11 protein-coding genes are annotated in these 15,651 nt (G+C 60.1%); 5 read left to right on the top strand and 6 right to left on the bottom strand.

Annotated elements, in window-relative coordinates:
* Positions 1–131: 131 nt before the first annotated feature.
* Entirely contained in the window at positions 132–1,457 is a 1,326-nt protein-coding gene (locus AC1RDQ_RS16505) for an APC family permease (protein WP_489339867.1), read from the bottom strand.
* Between the two features lie 242 nt (positions 1,458–1,699).
* Entirely contained in the window at positions 1,700–2,521 is an 822-nt protein-coding gene (locus AC1RDQ_RS16500) for a carbon-nitrogen hydrolase family protein (protein WP_492587733.1), read from the bottom strand.
* A gap of 124 nt (positions 2,522–2,645) precedes the next feature.
* Between AC1RDQ_RS16500 and AC1RDQ_RS16495 the strand changes: the two genes are divergently transcribed.
* Both AC1RDQ_RS16495 and AC1RDQ_RS16490 read left to right on the top strand, forming a co-directional pair.
* Positions 2,646–3,446, top strand: coding sequence for a helix-turn-helix transcriptional regulator (locus AC1RDQ_RS16495; protein ID WP_057716236.1), 801 nt, complete (start codon positions 2,646–2,648; stop codon positions 3,444–3,446).
* A gap of 164 nt (positions 3,447–3,610) precedes the next feature.
* Positions 3,611–5,230, top strand: a complete 1,620-nt coding sequence (locus AC1RDQ_RS16490; RefSeq protein WP_090453300.1) for an FMN-binding glutamate synthase family protein — start codon at positions 3,611–3,613, stop codon at positions 5,228–5,230.
* Positions 5,231–5,257: 27 nt separating this feature from the next.
* Here the strand turns inward: AC1RDQ_RS16490 and AC1RDQ_RS16485 are convergent, their stop codons facing one another.
* From AC1RDQ_RS16485 to AC1RDQ_RS16475, 3 genes are read right to left on the bottom strand one after another with little or no spacing between them, the layout of a single operon-like run.
* Positions 5,258–6,766, bottom strand: coding sequence for a glucosyltransferase domain-containing protein (locus tag AC1RDQ_RS16485; protein ID WP_492587732.1), 1,509 nt, complete (start codon positions 6,764–6,766; stop codon positions 5,258–5,260).
* A gap of 1 nt (position 6,767) precedes the next feature.
* On the bottom strand, positions 6,768–7,709 hold the full coding sequence (locus AC1RDQ_RS16480) for a glycosyltransferase family 2 protein (RefSeq protein WP_057716239.1): 942 nt from the start codon (positions 7,707–7,709) through the stop codon (positions 6,768–6,770).
* Positions 7,706–8,080 carry a GtrA family protein gene (locus AC1RDQ_RS16475; protein ID WP_057716240.1) on the bottom strand — a complete coding sequence of 125 codons (375 nt, stop codon included), beginning with the start codon at positions 8,078–8,080 and terminating at the stop codon, positions 7,706–7,708. The genes AC1RDQ_RS16480 and AC1RDQ_RS16475 overlap by 4 nt, the downstream gene beginning before the upstream one ends.
* Before the next feature lie 244 nt (positions 8,081–8,324).
* On the opposite strand from AC1RDQ_RS16475, the gene AC1RDQ_RS16470 reads away from it, so the two are divergent.
* Positions 8,325–9,449: an OpgC family protein gene (locus AC1RDQ_RS16470; protein ID WP_492587731.1), complete on the top strand. Its 1,125-nt coding sequence runs from the start codon at positions 8,325–8,327 to the stop codon at positions 9,447–9,449.
* Between the two features lie 240 nt (positions 9,450–9,689).
* On the opposite strand, the gene AC1RDQ_RS16465 is transcribed toward AC1RDQ_RS16470, so the two are convergent.
* Complete coding sequence (locus AC1RDQ_RS16465; protein WP_057716242.1) at positions 9,690–11,111, bottom strand: amino acid permease; 1,422 nt, start codon at positions 11,109–11,111, stop codon at positions 9,690–9,692.
* Between the two features lie 530 nt (positions 11,112–11,641).
* On the opposite strand from AC1RDQ_RS16465, the gene AC1RDQ_RS16460 reads away from it, so the two are divergent.
* Together AC1RDQ_RS16460 and AC1RDQ_RS16455 are read left to right on the top strand one after the other, a co-directional pair.
* Positions 11,642–12,100: an REP-associated tyrosine transposase gene (locus AC1RDQ_RS16460; RefSeq protein WP_492587808.1), complete on the top strand. Its 459-nt coding sequence runs from the start codon at positions 11,642–11,644 to the stop codon at positions 12,098–12,100.
* Between the two features lie 291 nt (positions 12,101–12,391).
* Entirely contained in the window at positions 12,392–15,505 is a 3,114-nt protein-coding gene (locus AC1RDQ_RS16455; RefSeq protein WP_492587730.1) for a transglycosylase domain-containing protein, read from the top strand.
* Positions 15,506–15,651: the final 146 nt, after the last annotated feature.

The following is a 15,651-nucleotide window of genomic DNA, read 5'->3' as shown; positions in this document are numbered from 1 at the left end:
ACGCTAAGGATCACATGTCCGCCCTGTAGGAGCGAGCTTGCTCGCGATGGTCGTGAACGAAAACGCGTAAAACCAGATGCCCATCGGCGCCCTCAGGTTTATCGCGAGCAAGCTCGCTCCTACAGTTTCCTTTATGCGGCTTCCTGGAAATCCATCTCCGGCGGCTGCCGACGGAAACCACCGGTCAATACCGCCAGGTACACCACGCCAATCGCCAGCCAGCTCAACCCCAGATAAACCGCCAGATGATCGAGGCTGACCATCAACCACAAATCCGCTGACAGGCCGATGAACGGAAACAACAGGAACAGCACGAATTCGCGCGGGCCCTTTTTCTCGCCACCGATCCAGTAATGGAAGATCACCGACAGGTTGACCAGACTGAATGCCAGGAACGCGCCGAAGTTGATGAACGAGGTCGAGGTGGTGACGTCCAGTTTCAGTGCCAGCAACGCCACCACCGCGCACAGCAGAATGCTGTTGATCGGCGTACCGAAGCGTTCGTGCAAGGTCCCGAAAAACGACTTCGGCAACACGCCGTCACGGCCCATGGCGTACAGCAGCCGCGAACCGCTGGCCTGGGCTGACAGCCCCGAGGCGAACTGGCCGACGATCAGGCCAATCAGAAAGATCGACACGAACAGGTCACCACCGATGTTGCGGGCAATTTCATAGGCCGCCGAGTCGACGCTGTCGAACTGGAACGACGGATGAGCGATCTGCACGAAGTACGACACGCCGACGAAAATCAGCCCGCCGATCAGGGTGATCAGCATGATCGCCCGGGGAATGGTGCGGCGTGGATCGCGGGTTTCTTCGGTCAGGGTGCTGACCGCGTCGAAGCCCAGGAACGAGTAACAGGCGATGGCCGCGCCGCTCATGATCAACGGCATCTGCATGTCGCCATTGAAGAACGGCTTGGTCGACCACAACGGCGTGCTTGCATCACCGCCGACGTAATGCACGCACAGCGCGACGAAGGCAATCAGCACCAGGAACTGCACCAGCATCAACAGGGCGTTGATACCGTTGGCCAGCTTCAGGCCGACGATGTTGATCGCGCTGGTGATACCGATAAACGCCAGTACCCAGACCCACTGCGGCACCGCCGGGAATGCGGAGTTGAGGTAGGCCGCGCCGATCAGCCAGATCGCCATGGGCAGGAACAGATAATCGAGCAGCACCGCCCAACCGGCGATGAACCCGAGTTTCGGGCTGATGGCCTTGCGCACATAGCTGTAGGCCGAGCCGGCCACCGGGAACGCCGAAGCCATGCGCCCATAGCTCATGGCAGTGAAGAACATCGCCACCAGCGCCGCGAGGTACGCGGCCGGCACCATGCCGGCGGTGGATTGAGCGAGGATGCCAAAGGTGCCGAGCACAATGATCGGTGTCATATAGGCGATGCCAAACAGCACCACCGAGCCTAATGACAGGGTGCGTTGCAAACGAGCCATGAGCGACTACTCCGGATTTTATTGGATTTATGGCAGAGCCGAGTTCGGCGCAAATTACGGGTGTTGCGTTGTTGTTCTTGGGTGAATGGTCAAACAGGTGTGTCGTCTGTCAGGGCCTCATCGCGAGCGAGCTCGCTCCCACAGGATTTGTGTCGATTACAAAATCCGAATCCACTGGAGCCCGCCCCTGTGGGAGCGAGCTTGCTCGCGATGGCGTCAGCCCAGCCAGCACAGGGCCCAGATCAGCGCACAGGAATCAGCAGCTCCCGCAGCCCACCCGCCTGCTCAACCACCTCCCCCGGCAACCTCAGCCGCTGATCGTCCAGATAGCGGTAATCCTGGCGCGCCACCGTCAGCTGGTTCAGGTCCAGTTCGACCGCAAACTGCCCTTCCTCGCGTCCGGCTTCGAACAACAAGGTGCCCAGCGGATCGACCAATGCGCTGCCGCCGGCAAACAACAAACCGCCATCGCCCTCTTCCACCCGATTGACCATCAGCGCAAACGCCTGGTTTTCCTGGGCGCGGGCCATGATCGCGGTGCGATGGGTCGGACCGTAGGGGTCCATGTTGCCGTTGGTGACGATCAACAGTTCAGCCCCCAGTTGCGCCAGGGCGCGGGCGCTCTCGGGGAATTCGATGTCGTAGCGAATCAGCAGGCCCACGCGCAAGCCGTTCCACAGGCAGGTGGCGTAGCGATCGCCAGCCTCGTAGACACCGCGATCCGAGGCCCACAAGTGAGTCTTGCGGTACTTCAGCGCGATGCCTTCAGGAGTGATCAGCAGCGTGGTGTTGTAGAAGCGGCCGTTGTCGTTTTCGGCCATGCCGATGGCCACGGAGATATTGTGCTGGCGGGCGGCGGCGATCACTGCGCTGACGGACAGGCCGTCCAGCGGCTCGGCCACCTCGGCCACGGACTCGGCCGAAGGGAAGCCCATCAAGTGGCCTTCGGGGAACAGGATCAGCTGCGTATCGGCTGCGCATGCAGCCATTGCCGCCAGAGTGCGTTCGAGGTTGTAGGCCGTGTCGTTGTCACGGCCTGCCAATTGGGCGAGTTCGACCTTCATGGGTATTCCTTGTTATGCGCCGGGCGGCAGAAAGATTGCCCGGTCGGTGTCTGTGCGCCAGTATGCGCAGCAAGCAACCGGGCGGGGAATTACGCCGCCGGGGTAACACGATAGGGGTAGATGCATGACACTCTCGTTGGACGACATCGCCTGGCACCGCTCGGTGGGGCAACTGATCGACGCCCTGGACAAGCCCAATTTCTGGACCCAGCTTGTACGCCTGCTGGACCAGTACGTGCCCTTCGACAGCTGGGTGGCGCTGCTTTTCAGCGCCGATCAGCGCCCCCAGGTGTTCGCCGAATGCCCCGGCGAAGACGGCAGCCCTGACCAGTTGTTCCAGGATTACCTGCGCGGCCTGTACCTGCTCGACCCCTTCTACATCGCCTGTCGCGAGCAGTCGCGCACCGGGCTGTATCGCCTGTCGGAAGTGGCCCCGGAGCACTTTGAGCTGACGGAGTATTACCAGCGCTACTTTCGTCTGAATGTGGTGGCCGACGAAATCCAGTTCAATTGCCAGCTCGAAGGCGACCGCACGCTGTGCCTGTCCCTGGGCAGCACCCAGCGCTTCAGCGGCCAGCAGATCGCCTTGCTGTCGTTGATCCAGCCGTGGGTGCTCGGCCTGTTGCGCCAGCGTCTACCCTATGAAATCAACGAAGTCGTGGCCCTGGCCCCCGCACCGCCGCAAGCTGATTGGCGGGTACAACTGGAAGCCTCGGTGCAGCAACTCAAAGGCGCGCAGTTGACGGCCCGGGAGCTGGATGTCGGGCGTTTGATGCTCAGCGGTTGCTCCAGTAAAGAAATCGCCCGCAAGCTGGAAATCTCGGTCGAAACCGTGAAAGTCCACAAGAAACACATGTACAGCAAGCTGGGGATCAAATCCCAGTCCGAGCTGTTTTCGATTTTTCTCCAGGCACAAAATGCCTGAATGCCCTGTGGAGCACTTTGCTTTTATGTGGGAGCGAGCTTGCTCGCGATTGCGGTTTCATATTCAGCATTGATGTTGACTGACCCGCCGCCATCGCGAGCAAGCTCGCTCCCACAGTGTTTTGTGTTTTGCCCAAATATTGAGTCCGAACCCAAGGAAACCGTATGAGCCTGTCACTCCTGAGCCGCTACGCCTTCTTTGCCGTCTGTGTGATCTTCACCCTCGCCAGCCTGCCGTTTCTTGAATACGACTGGCTCTGGCCGATTACCGCCGTCACCGCCGTCCTCAGCCTGATCGGCCTGTTCGATCTGCTGCAAAGCCCCCACGCGGTGCGCCGCAATTACCCGATCCTGGGCAATATCCGCTACCTGGTCGAAGGCATCCGCCCGGAAATCCGCCAGTACCTGCTCGAATCCGACAGCGACGCCCTGCCCTTCTCCCGGGCTCAGCGCTCGCTGGTCTACTCCCGGGCCAAGAATGAAACCGCCGACAAACCCTTCGGCACGCTGATTGATGTGTATCAGTCGGGTTTCGAATTCATCGGCCACTCCATGCGCCCCGCGCCCTTGAGCGACCCGAGCAGTTTCCGGGTGACGGTCGGCGGCCCGCAATGCACCCAGCCGTATTCGGCGTCGGTATTCAATATCTCGGCCATGAGTTTCGGCTCCCTCAGTGCCAACGCCATCCGTGCCTTGAACCAGGGTGCCAAGCTCGGCAATTTCGCCCATGACACCGGCGAAGGCAGCATCAGCCCCTATCACCGGGAAAACGGCGGCGACCTGACCTGGGAACTGGGCAGCGGTTACTTCGGCTGTCGCACCAGCGACGGCCGCTTCGACCCGGAACGCTTCGCGGCGCAAGCCCGGACGCCACAGGTACGGATGATCGAAATCAAGATGAGCCAGGGCGCCAAGCCCGGCCACGGCGGCATCCTGCCCAAACACAAGGTCACCAAAGAAATCGCCGAAACCCGCGGTATCCTGATGGGCGAGGACTGCGTGTCACCGTCGCGCCACACCGCGTTTTCCACGCCGATCGAAATGATGCATTTCATCGCGCAACTGCGTGAGTTGTCCGGCGGTAAACCGGTGGGCTTCAAGTTCTGCCTTGGCCATCCGTGGGAGTTCATGGGCATCGCCAAGGCCATGCTGGAAACCGGCATCCTCCCGGACTTCATCGTGGTGGACGGCAAGGAAGGCGGCACTGGCGCCGCGCCCGTGGAGTTCACCGACCACATCGGCGTGCCGATGCGCGAGGGCCTGCTGTTCGTGCACAACACCCTCGTGGGCCTGAACCTGCGGGACAAGATCAAACTCGGCGCCAGCGGCAAGATCGTCAGCGCCTTCGACATCGCCAGCGTGCTGGCCATCGGCGCCGACTGGGCCAACTCGGCGCGCGGCTTCATGTTCGCCATCGGCTGCATCCAGTCGCAGAGCTGCCACACCAACAAATGCCCGACTGGCGTCGCCACCCAGGACACCCTGCGCCAGCGCGCGCTGGTGGTACCGGACAAAGCCCAACGCGTGTTCAACTTCCACCGCAACACCCTCAAGGCCCTGGCGGAAATGCTCGCCGCCGCCGGCCTCGAACATCCATCGCAGTTGTCCGCCAAGCATCTGGTGCGACGTATGTCGGCGACCGAGATCAAGCTGTTCTCGCAGTTGCACGTGTTCCTCAAACCGGGTGAGTTGCTGACCGGCGAAGTGAACGGTGAGTTCTACTCGCGGATGTGGCAGATGGCCCGGGCCGATAGTTTCGAGCCCAGTGAAATAGCGGCGGCATGACCTCGCCACCCCGAGCAGAATCGCGCGTCACCAGCGCAGTGTTTTGCTCGGGGCCGGTTCCTTCATCACGATAAAACCGTAATCGCCGATCAGGTAAATCCGGTAGAACCGGCTTTCGACCAACGCCGGATAGCCCTGATAGCCGACCCGCGTCGCATTACGCCGCTCCTGCTCCGCCACCACGTTGGTGATGCCTGCTTTCGGCAGATTTTCGGCCAGCATGTAAAAGTCGGTATTGAGCAAGTAGTGCAGCACTGGCAGCTGTTTGAATGAGCCTGCCGCCGCCACCAACCAATAGTCGGAGTAACTCACCGAGAGGTAGATCCGCCTGGCCTCGCGCAGCGACTGATGGCTGGCGATGTCGTACGCAAGACCGGCCAGTGCCGTGGACGCAAAGGTTTTCTGCACCGTCAGCACCCGGCCATAAGCGAACGACAACGACAACATGGCCAGCAGGGGAATCATCAACAGCAGCGGCAACCGCTCATGGATCGACGCCAGCGCCAGATGCCCCAGGTAGAACAGCAACACCAGCAGCACGGCGAAGCCCATCAAGGTGCGGGCACCTTCGTTGAAGTCGCGGAAAAACAACGCGACACCGGACACCAGCAGCGTCACGACGGGCAAAGTCAGCAAACACATCAGGCCGATCAACAGCCTTTTCGCCCCGCTGTCCTTGCGCGCCGCTACGTTCAATCCCAACCGCACCGCCCCGGCTATCGCGAGCAACAGCAACCCGCCGGACACCCAGAGCCATCCGCCATGGAACAGCAGCACGACTTTTTCCAGGACCCGGCCAATGTTGATCTGGATCTGCAATGAGGGATGCGCCGTCCAATCGAGCAGCAATGTGCGATTGGAGCCCATGAATGGATAAGCACTGACGCTGTAGATCAACCCGCCGAGGATGACCTGAGCGGCTTTCCAGCCCAGCAGGTCACGCCATGGTACCGGGGTGGTTTTATCGTTGGCGGCCCTGAGCAACTCCAGGCAACACAGACCCAGGAACACATTCAGGCTGACTTGATACAGCCCCAGCGCCAAAGCAATCAGGAACGACGGCACCAGCCACTGCACGCCGCGCCAAGGGTGGCGAAAGGTGATCGCGTAGATCACCGCCACCAGGCTCAGGGTCGTGGTGGGACCGTCGTATTGATAAGACAGGTTCTGCAGAAAGAACGGGTTGTACCAGAGCGGCAACAGCACCAGGCAGCAAGCAACGGTGGGCCGACGGAAGTAATGGAACGTCAGGCTTGTCAGCGCCGACGCCATGGCCAGCGTGGCGATCAACAAGGGCAAGGGAAAGATGTTCGGCGCGGCATGGCTGAAGGTCAGCGCGTTGTAGAAAAGCTGGGCGAAGAGTCGGCCCTGTTCGGCCCAGGCCATGCCCGCCGCCAGCGAGCGCCAGTTGTCATCGATGTAGGGATAATCGGCGAGGATCAACGGCAGGACATACACCAGGGTGGCGGCCAGAAAAAACCGCCAGACCTGATGCCGGCTGAGCTCGCGAACGAAGACGTCGCTGAACCGCCCCATTCTAACGCCCGCCCCGGTCTTTACCGCCGACGATGTCCTTGATCACATAACGCGGCCGGTGCTTGGCCTCGATATAGATGCGACCGATATACTCGCCGAGGATGCCGATGCCGATCAGTTGCACTCCGCCGAGAAACAGGATCGCAGTCATCAGCGACGGATAACCGGGAACGCTGTTGCCGAAGAAAATCTTGTCCAGCACCATGTACACCGCATAGAGCACCGCGAACATCGAAATGCCGCCACCGACGTAAGTCCACAAGCGCAGCGGCACGGTACTGAACGAGGTCACGCCTTCCAGGGCCAGGTTCCACAGTTTCCAGACATTGAACTTGCTGCTCCCCACCACCCTTCCTGGCCGCTCGAACTCCACCACTACGGTGTTGAACCCGGCCCACGACAGCACGCCTTTCATGAATAACTGGTGCTCCGGCAAGGAACGGATCACATCGACCACCTTGCGATCCATCAGCCGGAAGTCCCCGACGTTTTCCTCGATGCGGGTGTAGGCGATGCGATTGAGCACACGGTAGAAAATCGATGCGCTGTGGCGCCTGAGGTAGCCGTCGGCGGCCCGGTTGCGGCGCTTGGCGAGTACCACGTCGGCACCCTTTTGCCATTGCTCGATCAACAACGGAATGACGTTGATCGGGTCCTGCAGGTCGACATCCATGGGAATCACGGCATCGCCGCTGGCATGCTCCAGGCCGGCAAACAGTGCCGGTTCCTTGCCGAAGTTGCGCGAGAAATTGATCAGCATGACCTGATCATCCGCCTGGGCAAGTGCCATAGCCTGTTCGGCCGTGTTGTCGGAGCTGCCGTCGTTGATGAATACGATCTCGACTTCGGTGTCGCCTAATCTCAACTCCCTTCGCACCGCCTGATAAAACAGGTTGATGGACTGCTCTTCGTTGAAGACCGGGACAATGAGCGAGATTTTCATTGATCACGTCCGCGAAACACCACGTATTTGGAATATAGAAAACCGAACACCAGGCTCAACGCCGAAAACAGGACCACCGTGAGCAAGCCGTGCAATCGCCAGAGGTCACCCAGATGGCCGATACCCAGGCTCAGTGCCCCCATGCCCAAAAGAAACAGCAGATAACCCGCGACCGTGGCACTGGCGGCGAAAGTAAATTGCGCGTTCATGTAGAAGGAAAATGACGCAGCCACGCAGAAGGCGGCCAGGTTGCTGATCGCCTGACTGAGGCCGGCTGCCACGCTCAACAGGAAAAAGATCTGCCAGTGAATCAGGGTGTTGGCGACCCCGATCACCGTGTAACTGGACAGCCCTTTCCACAACAGTCTCATGTGAGGCTCCCGTTTCAAGAACGTTGCACTTATTGATATTTGAGCCTGTTTACTGTCATAAATCGCAGGTCAAGCGGTCTTTCAGACCAGCGGTTGAGCCTTGGGGCAATGCCCGAGACATCCGGTAATATCCCGGTTTTGCAATTGCCCGCGAATCAGTCCACCCTGCGCGCCGCCGATTGGGCGCGTGGCCTTTGCGCCAGCGACCAATCCCATTTTTACCCGCTGTTACGAGCCTGCTGTCATGACCTTAGCGCGCGATCACCGGATCGACTTTTTTCGTGGTCTGGCACTGATCTTCATCTTTTGGGATCACGTGCCCCACAACCCTTTGGGGCAAATCACCCTGCGTAACTTCGGTTTCAGCGATGCAGCCGAGGTCTTCGTGTTTCTGGCAGGTTTCGCATCCGTATTGGCGTACGGCAAAGTCCTGGCGCGCGAAGGCTTTCTGATCGCCTGCGTAAAAATCCTGCGCCGGGCGTGGGTGCTCTACGTGGTGCATATCTTCCTGCTGGCGATGCTGATGGGCATTGTGTTTTTCGCCAACAGCCACGTGGAAACACGGGATCTGGTGGAAGAAATGGGCATGCATCACTTCATCAGCAACCCGCAGCAGGCCCTGATCGATGAACTGCTGTTGCGCTTCAAGCCGAACCTGATGGACCCGTTGCCGCTGTACATCGTGCTGTTGGCGGGCTTGCCCCTGGTGCTGCCGCTGCTGGTGCGCAAGACCTGGGTGATGGTCTCGATGTCATTGGCGCTGTACCTGATGGTGCCGCTGGCTGGCTGGAACCTGGCGGCCATCAAGGACGGCGTGTGGTATTTCAACCCGGTCGCCTGGCAGTTGCTGTTCGTACTCGGCGGTGCCGCTGCGATTCACAGCCAGCGCCCGCGCCTGCCCCAGACCCGCCCATTGGTTCGCCAGCCGTTGTTTGTCGGTGCGGCGCTGTATGTCGTGGTCGCGGGTGTGTTGACCGTGCTGTGGCGTTGGCCGGAGCTACACGATGCCGTGGTGCCGGCGAGCCTGCAAAACATCCTGTACCCCATCAGCAAGACCGACCTTTCCCCCGTGCGCCTGCTGCACTTCCTGGCACTGGCCTACGTCACGGCGAAACTGATTCCCGACAGCGGATGGACACAAAACTGGCTCGCGCAGCAAAGTTGCCGCATGGGCCGTTTCTCGCTGGAGATTTTCTGTCTGGGCGTGCTGTTGGCGCCATTGGCGGACATGGTCAATGCGCTGACCGACGATGCTTTTGCCATGCAGATCTTCACGGCGTTGGTGGGTGCCGGGTTGATGGCGTTGCTGGCGACCTGGCTTGAGTTCAACAAGCGGTTGACTGGTCCAAAGCAGGTGGTAGTCGCTTGACTGATACCTGTGGCGAGGGGGCTTGTCGGATCGCCGCACCGCCCCGTTCGGCTGCGAAGCAGTCGCAAATCCGATATTTGCGGTGTGTCTGGCACAACTTTAGGGCCTGATCTAGGGACTGCTTTGCAGTCCAACGGGGGCAAGCCCCCTCGCCACAAAAGCCCCGGTTCGCAGATAAATGACTTTCAACAAAAAGCCCCGGCCAATCGACCGGGGCTTTGGCTTTTCAAGCATTACAACTTACGAAACCGAACGCGCCGCACCTTGCGAAACATTGGTCGGTTGCAGCTTGAACACGTAGAACAGCACCGTCAGCAGCACCAGGAACGCAGGCCCCACATACAGCGCCACGCGGGTGTCCGGGAAGTACGCCATCAGGCCGACCACCAGCACCAGGAACGCCAACGCCAGGTACGAACTGACCGGGTACAGCCACATGCGATATTTCAGGCCGGCCGCTTCGCTGGCGCTCAGGCCTTTGCGGAACTTCAGCTGGGCCAGCAGGATCATCACCCAGGTCCAGATCGCGCCGAAGGTGGCAATTGCCGTCACCCAGACAAACACCTTTTCCGGCACCAGATAGTTCAGCAGTACGCCCAACAGCAACGCGCCAATCGACAGCAGCAATGCACGACGCGGCACGCCGTTGTTCGAGGTCTTGGCAAAGCCCGCCGGAGCCTGGCCGTTCTGCGCCAGGCTGTAGAGCATGCGCCCGGTGCTGAAGATGCCACCGTTGCAGGACGACAACGCCGCGGTGATCACCACGAAGTTGATGATGCCGGCGGCGGTCTTGATGCCCAGCCGCTCGAAAGTCATCACGAACGGGCTGCCCTGGGTGCCGATTTCGTTCCAAGGGTAGATCGACAGGATCACGAACAGCGCACCGACATAGAACAGCAGGATGCGCCAGAACACCGAGCCGATCGCGTTCGGAATGGTCTTCTGCGGGTTCTTCGCTTCACCGGCGGTCAGGCCGATCATCTCCACGCCCAGGTAGGCGAACATCACCATTTGCAGCGACATCAACACACCCTGTACACCGTTGGGCATGAAGCCGCCGTGGGTCCACAGGTTGGAAATACCCAGGGCCACGCCGTCGTTGCCGAAACCGAAGGCGATGATGCCGATGCCGCCGAGCACCATCGCAATGATGGTGACGATCTTGATCAAGGCAAACCAGAACTCGAACTCACCGAAGGCCTTGACCGCGATCAGGTTGATCGAGCCCATGCTGATCAACGCAGCGAGCGCCCAGATCCAGCGTGGTACATCGGGGAACCAGATACCCATGTACACCGCCACGGCAGTGATTTCCGCGACGCAGGTCACCAGCCACAGGAACCAGTAGTTCCAGCCGGTCAGGAAGCCCGCCAGCGGGCCGAGGTAGTCTTGGGCGTAACGGCTGAACGAGCCGGCGACGGGATTGTGCACGGCCATCTCACCGAGAGCGCGCATGATCACCAGGATCGCCAGACCGCCAATGATGTAAGACAGCATGATGGCCGGACCGGCCATTTCAATGGCCTTGGCCGAGCCCAGGAACAGGCCGACGCCGATACAGGCACCGAGTGCCATCAGGCGAATATGCCGCTCGCCGAGTTCACGTTTGAGCGGACCGCCCTGAGCGGTCTCGCCTTGGGGCAGGTGATTGCCTACGGGCATGGGGGACAACCTCGTCTTGTTATTGGATATGACCACCGAGTGGCGAAGCGCTGACCGATAAGCCATCGCGTCCCGAACCGGTTCTGCTTCGTGGGCAGAGTCGTCTTGTAGGAAAAACCCGCAAGATCAGTGGGAAAAACGGCGCCGAGTATTGCACAACAATGGTGCATCGTCATGCCCCTGCCAAAGTCGTACTTACCCTCGAAAAGGCTCTACTTCAGCCATTACAGACCGCCCCCCTTCTCCAGGTGCGATCACAACTGTGGCGAGGGGGCTCGCCCCCGTTCGGCTGCGCAGCAGTCGCAAAACAGGAAAACGCTGTGTGCCAGACAACCACCAGGCGCAAGTTTTTGGCGCCGCTTCGCAGCGCAACGGGGGCAAGCCCCCTCGCCACAAAAACAACAACAGCTTTCTCGCGCCGTCATTCCTTCACAGGTATCAGAGCTTTCACTCAACACATGCAGATCTACCCTGGACAACCGGGTACTAGCCTTGAATGTGCAATTGATATCCTCAAGGAAAGCAATGGAATGCCAACTCAACCCAACTCCCACCGCTTGCGTCTGGGCCGATATTCCGAGAGTGGTCGGGCATATCTCATCACCGCCGTTGTTCATGGTCGCCAACCGATCTTTTCGGATTGGCATTTGGGACGCTTACTTGTTTCAGAACTACGTCGAGCTCATGAAACCAACGTAGTGAACTCCATCGCATGGGTGGTCATGCCCGATCACTTTCATTGGCTGATGCAGTTGGAGGAAGGCAATCTTGGGCGTGTCATCGGAGCCATCAAGTCACGTTGCACCCGTGAAGTGAACGAAATCACTGGCCGCCGTGGCCCACTCTGGCAAACCGGCTACCACGACCGGGCCATTCGCGATGGAGAAGATCTTCTGCCGTTCGCTCGCCACATCGTTGCCAATCCACTCAGGGCAGGACTTGTGAATAAAATTGGCGACTACCCTCTCTGGGATGCGTGCTGGCTGTAAACGGACGCCCCTACGCCAAACACTTTGTGACGAGGGGGCTTGCCCCCGTTGGACTGCGAAGCAGGCCCCTCAATCAGGCAACCCCTGTTGTATCAGACACACCGCAAATACCGGATTTGCGACTGCTTCGCAGCCGAACGGGGGCAAGCCCCCTCGCCACGAGTGCTTCAATCCGCCTGATTATCGGTGCGTCCGTGCATCATTTTGCCCTTCACATTTTCTTCACCCTCGCCAACCACCGTCTAAGCTTGAGTCAAGTCCGATCAATCTGCGTGAATGGATCAGTCGACTATGGGCGCTTTGTGGCAAACAGATTCGAGTAAAACCGTGGTTCCGAATGAAAGTGAGGATGAAGCGCCGTTACCTGAAAAACCCCGTCGTTCCAGACACGGATGGGGTGCGTTCTGGCTATTGCTGTTGATTATCGCGATTGTCGTGGGGCTGGCCGCCATGAGGGAGATGCGCACCTCGAAGTTCCAGGCCCAGGAAGTCAGCAAATACGCCGCGTCACTGAGCTATGAGCTCAAACCCGGCCCCAGCGATGCGATTCGCTATCCGGGGGAAGGTCCATTCGATCGGCGCCTGGGCTACAGCTCATTGGGTGAGTTCCTGCCGCGCCTGATCAAGCGCAATTTCATCGTTGAGGCGCAAACCCGCTTTTCTCCAGCGTTGCTGAAGTACAGCGACAAGGGCCTGTTCGTGCCTTATGCCGAGAAAATCCAGGCCGGGCTGTCGATCACCGACTGCCGCGCAGCGCCGCTGTACCAGTACCACTATCCGCAGCAGCTTTATTCAACCTTTGCCTCGATCCCGCCGGTGGTGGTCAACAGCCTGCTGTTCATCGAAAACCGCTTCCTGCTCGACCCCAGGCAACCGCTGGCCAACCCGGCGGTGGACTGGCCGCGGTTCGGCATGGCGGCGTGGTCCCAGCTGGCGAAGATGTTGCACGTGCCCGGCCAATCCGCCGGTGGCAGTACCCTGGCCACGCAGTTGGAGAAGTACCGGCATTCCCCCGATGGCTTGACGGTCAATGGCGCGGAAAAGATTCGCCAGATGGTTTCCGCCACCGTACGCGCCTATCAGGCCGGGCCACAAACCCTCGAAATCCGGCAGAACGTGGTTCGTGACTACCTCAACAGCGTGCCGTTGTCAGCGGTACCGGGCCACGGTGAAGTGCACGGCATGGCTGAAGGGTTGCGCGTGTGGTACGGCTCCGACTTCAAACAGGCCAACGAAGCGCTGTCCAGCACCGCTACGGATCCAAAAACCATGGCGGAAAAAGGCCTGGCCCTGCGTGAAATGCTGTCGTTGATGATTGCCCAGCGCCGCCCGTCGCACTACCTGACCAAGGGTCACGATGAACTGGCCGACCTCACCGACAGCCATATACGTCTGCTGGCACAAAACCATGTGATCGACGCCGAGTTCGCCGCCGCCGCCCTGGCCAGCAAAGTGATCTACCGCGACTGGGCCACCCAGCCGACCATTCAACCGATTGAAACCAACAAGGGCATCAGTGTCGCGCGCAGCCGTCTGGCCGGCATGCTCAATCGCCCGCTGTATGACCTCGACCGCCTTGACCTCTCCGCCACCAGCACCCTGCAAGGCCAGTTGCAAAGCGAGGCCACCGAGTACCTGAAAAAACTGGCCGACCCTGAATTTGCCACGCAAATCGGCCTGATCGGCGAACGCCTCCTGACCACCACCAGCACCACCCAGGTACGCTACAGCTTCACCTTGTTCGAACTGACCCCGGACGGCTCGCGGGTGCGGGTGCAGACCGACAGCACCGACCAGCCATTCGACATCAACGAAGGCAGCAAACTGGAACTGGGCTCCACCGCGAAAATGCGTGTGCTGACCACCTACCTGCAAATCATCGCCGAGTTGCACGACAAATACGCCGGCATGGCCGTTGCGGAGCTGAAGAAAGTCGACGTGCCGGACCAGGATCGCCTGAGCCGCTGGGCGGTCGACTACCTGATCGAGAACAAGGACCGCGATCTGCAAAAAATGCTCGGCGCCGCCCTGGACCGCAAATACTCCGCCGGCCCCGGCGAGGCGTTTTTCACCGGGGGTGGCCTGCACACGTTCCACAACTTCCGCAAGGAAGACAACGGCCGGATACCGCCCCTGCGCGACGCTTTGCGCGAATCGATCAACCTGCCGTTCATTCGCCTGATGCGTGATCTGGTGCGCTACACCACCTACTCCGGCCCGAACAGCAGTGCCGAACTGCTCAAGGATGACCGCAACCCGCGGCGTCAGGAGTACCTGGCCGAATTCGCCGACCGCGAGGGCACTTCGTTCCTGCTCAAGTTCTGGAAGAAGTACAAGAACAAGGACACCCAGGACCGCCTCGACACCTTCCTCGACAGCATGCGCCCGACCCCGATCCGCATGGCCGCCGTGCACCGCTACCTGCTGCCGCAGGCCAGCCAGGAAAGCTTCAACGCCTTTGTGCGCTCGCACCTCAAGGGCGCCAAGCTCACGGAAAAGCTCACCGACGAACGTCTTGTGCGGCTCTACGAGGCCTACGGCCCAGGCTCCTACGACTTGCCGGACCAGGGGTTCATCGCCAAGGTCCACCCCCTGGACCTGTGGCTGATGGGCTACCTGCTCAATCACCCCGACGCCAAGTGGAGCGATATCGTCAAAGCCAGCCAGTTCGAGCGCCAGGAGGTCTATAGCTGGCTGTTCAAAAGCCGGCACAAGGGCGCCCGCGACAGTCGCATCCGCACCATGCTGGAGATCGAAGCGTTCCTCGACATCCACCAGCGCTGGCAGAAAGTCGGCTATCCGTTCGACCACCTGGTACCGTCGCTGGCCACCGCCATCGGCAGCTCCGGCGACCGTCCCGCAGCCCTGGCCGAATTGATCGGCACCATCCTCAACGATGGCGTGCGCATGCCGACCCTGCGCATTGACAGCCTGCATTTTGCCGCGAACACCCCCTTTGAAACCCAACTGATCAATGACCCGGACGTCGGCAAACGGGTGATGCCGTCCGAAGTAGCCACCGCCATGCGCGAGGCCCTGTCGCAAGTGGTCGACGCCGGTACCGCCAAACGCGTGGCCGGCAGTTTCAAACTGCCCGATGGCAGCCCGCTGGCGATGGGAGGCAAGACCGGTACCGGTGACAACCGCATCGAGGCCATCGGGTCCGGTGGGCGAATCTTGAGTTCCAAATCGCTCAACCGCACGGCGACCTTCGTGTTCTACATAGGCGATCACCATTTCGGCACCCTGACGGCGTTCGTGCCAGGCCGCTCGGCGGAAAGCTTTACCTTCACCTCGGCGTTGCCGGTGCAGGTGCTCAAGGGCATGGCACCGATCCTCACGCCTTACCTGCAACCGGGTACCCACACGATGTGCCAGCCAACCGAGGTGGCGGCGAGCCGCTAGGCACGACTCAACGAAATGGAACGATGGCGGTACATATGTATTTTTCACTCTTTGATTTTTGGAGAATCGAGTCGCACCCGGCACCTTTAACAACCAATCTTTGCGCTTTTTTTAGGCAACATGCTTACCTAGTCTGGTCGTCCCCG

The organism is Pseudomonas sp. GW823-FHT02E01 (assembly GCF_058797535.1).
The sequence above is the reverse complement of the archived record's forward strand: the minus strand, read 5'-3'. Positions and strand labels throughout refer to the sequence as shown.

Excerpts from the sequence above, each read along its gene's own strand:
- AC1RDQ_RS16455 (WP_492587730.1), top strand. The coding sequence starts at position 12,392 with ATGGGCGCTTTGTGGCAAACAGATTCGAGTAAAACCGTGGTTCCGAAT.
- AC1RDQ_RS16460 (WP_492587808.1), top strand. The coding sequence starts at position 11,642 with ATGCCAACTCAACCCAACTCCCACCGCTTGCGTCTGGGCCGATATTCC.
- AC1RDQ_RS16475 (WP_057716240.1), bottom strand. The coding sequence starts at position 8,080 with ATGAGACTGTTGTGGAAAGGGCTGTCCAGTTACACGGTGATCGGGGTC.
- AC1RDQ_RS16495 (WP_057716236.1), top strand. The coding sequence starts at position 2,646 with ATGACACTCTCGTTGGACGACATCGCCTGGCACCGCTCGGTGGGGCAA.
- AC1RDQ_RS16505 (WP_489339867.1), bottom strand. The coding sequence starts at position 1,457 with ATGGCTCGTTTGCAACGCACCCTGTCATTAGGCTCGGTGGTGCTGTTT.
- AC1RDQ_RS16485 (WP_492587732.1), bottom strand. The coding sequence starts at position 6,766 with ATGGGGCGGTTCAGCGACGTCTTCGTTCGCGAGCTCAGCCGGCATCAG.
- AC1RDQ_RS16465 (WP_057716242.1), bottom strand. The coding sequence starts at position 11,111 with ATGCCCGTAGGCAATCACCTGCCCCAAGGCGAGACCGCTCAGGGCGGT.
- AC1RDQ_RS16470 (WP_492587731.1), top strand. The coding sequence starts at position 8,325 with ATGACCTTAGCGCGCGATCACCGGATCGACTTTTTTCGTGGTCTGGCA.
- AC1RDQ_RS16500 (WP_492587733.1), bottom strand. The coding sequence starts at position 2,521 with ATGAAGGTCGAACTCGCCCAATTGGCAGGCCGTGACAACGACACGGCC.
- AC1RDQ_RS16490 (WP_090453300.1), top strand. The coding sequence starts at position 3,611 with ATGAGCCTGTCACTCCTGAGCCGCTACGCCTTCTTTGCCGTCTGTGTG.
- AC1RDQ_RS16480 (WP_057716239.1), bottom strand. The coding sequence starts at position 7,709 with ATGAAAATCTCGCTCATTGTCCCGGTCTTCAACGAAGAGCAGTCCATC.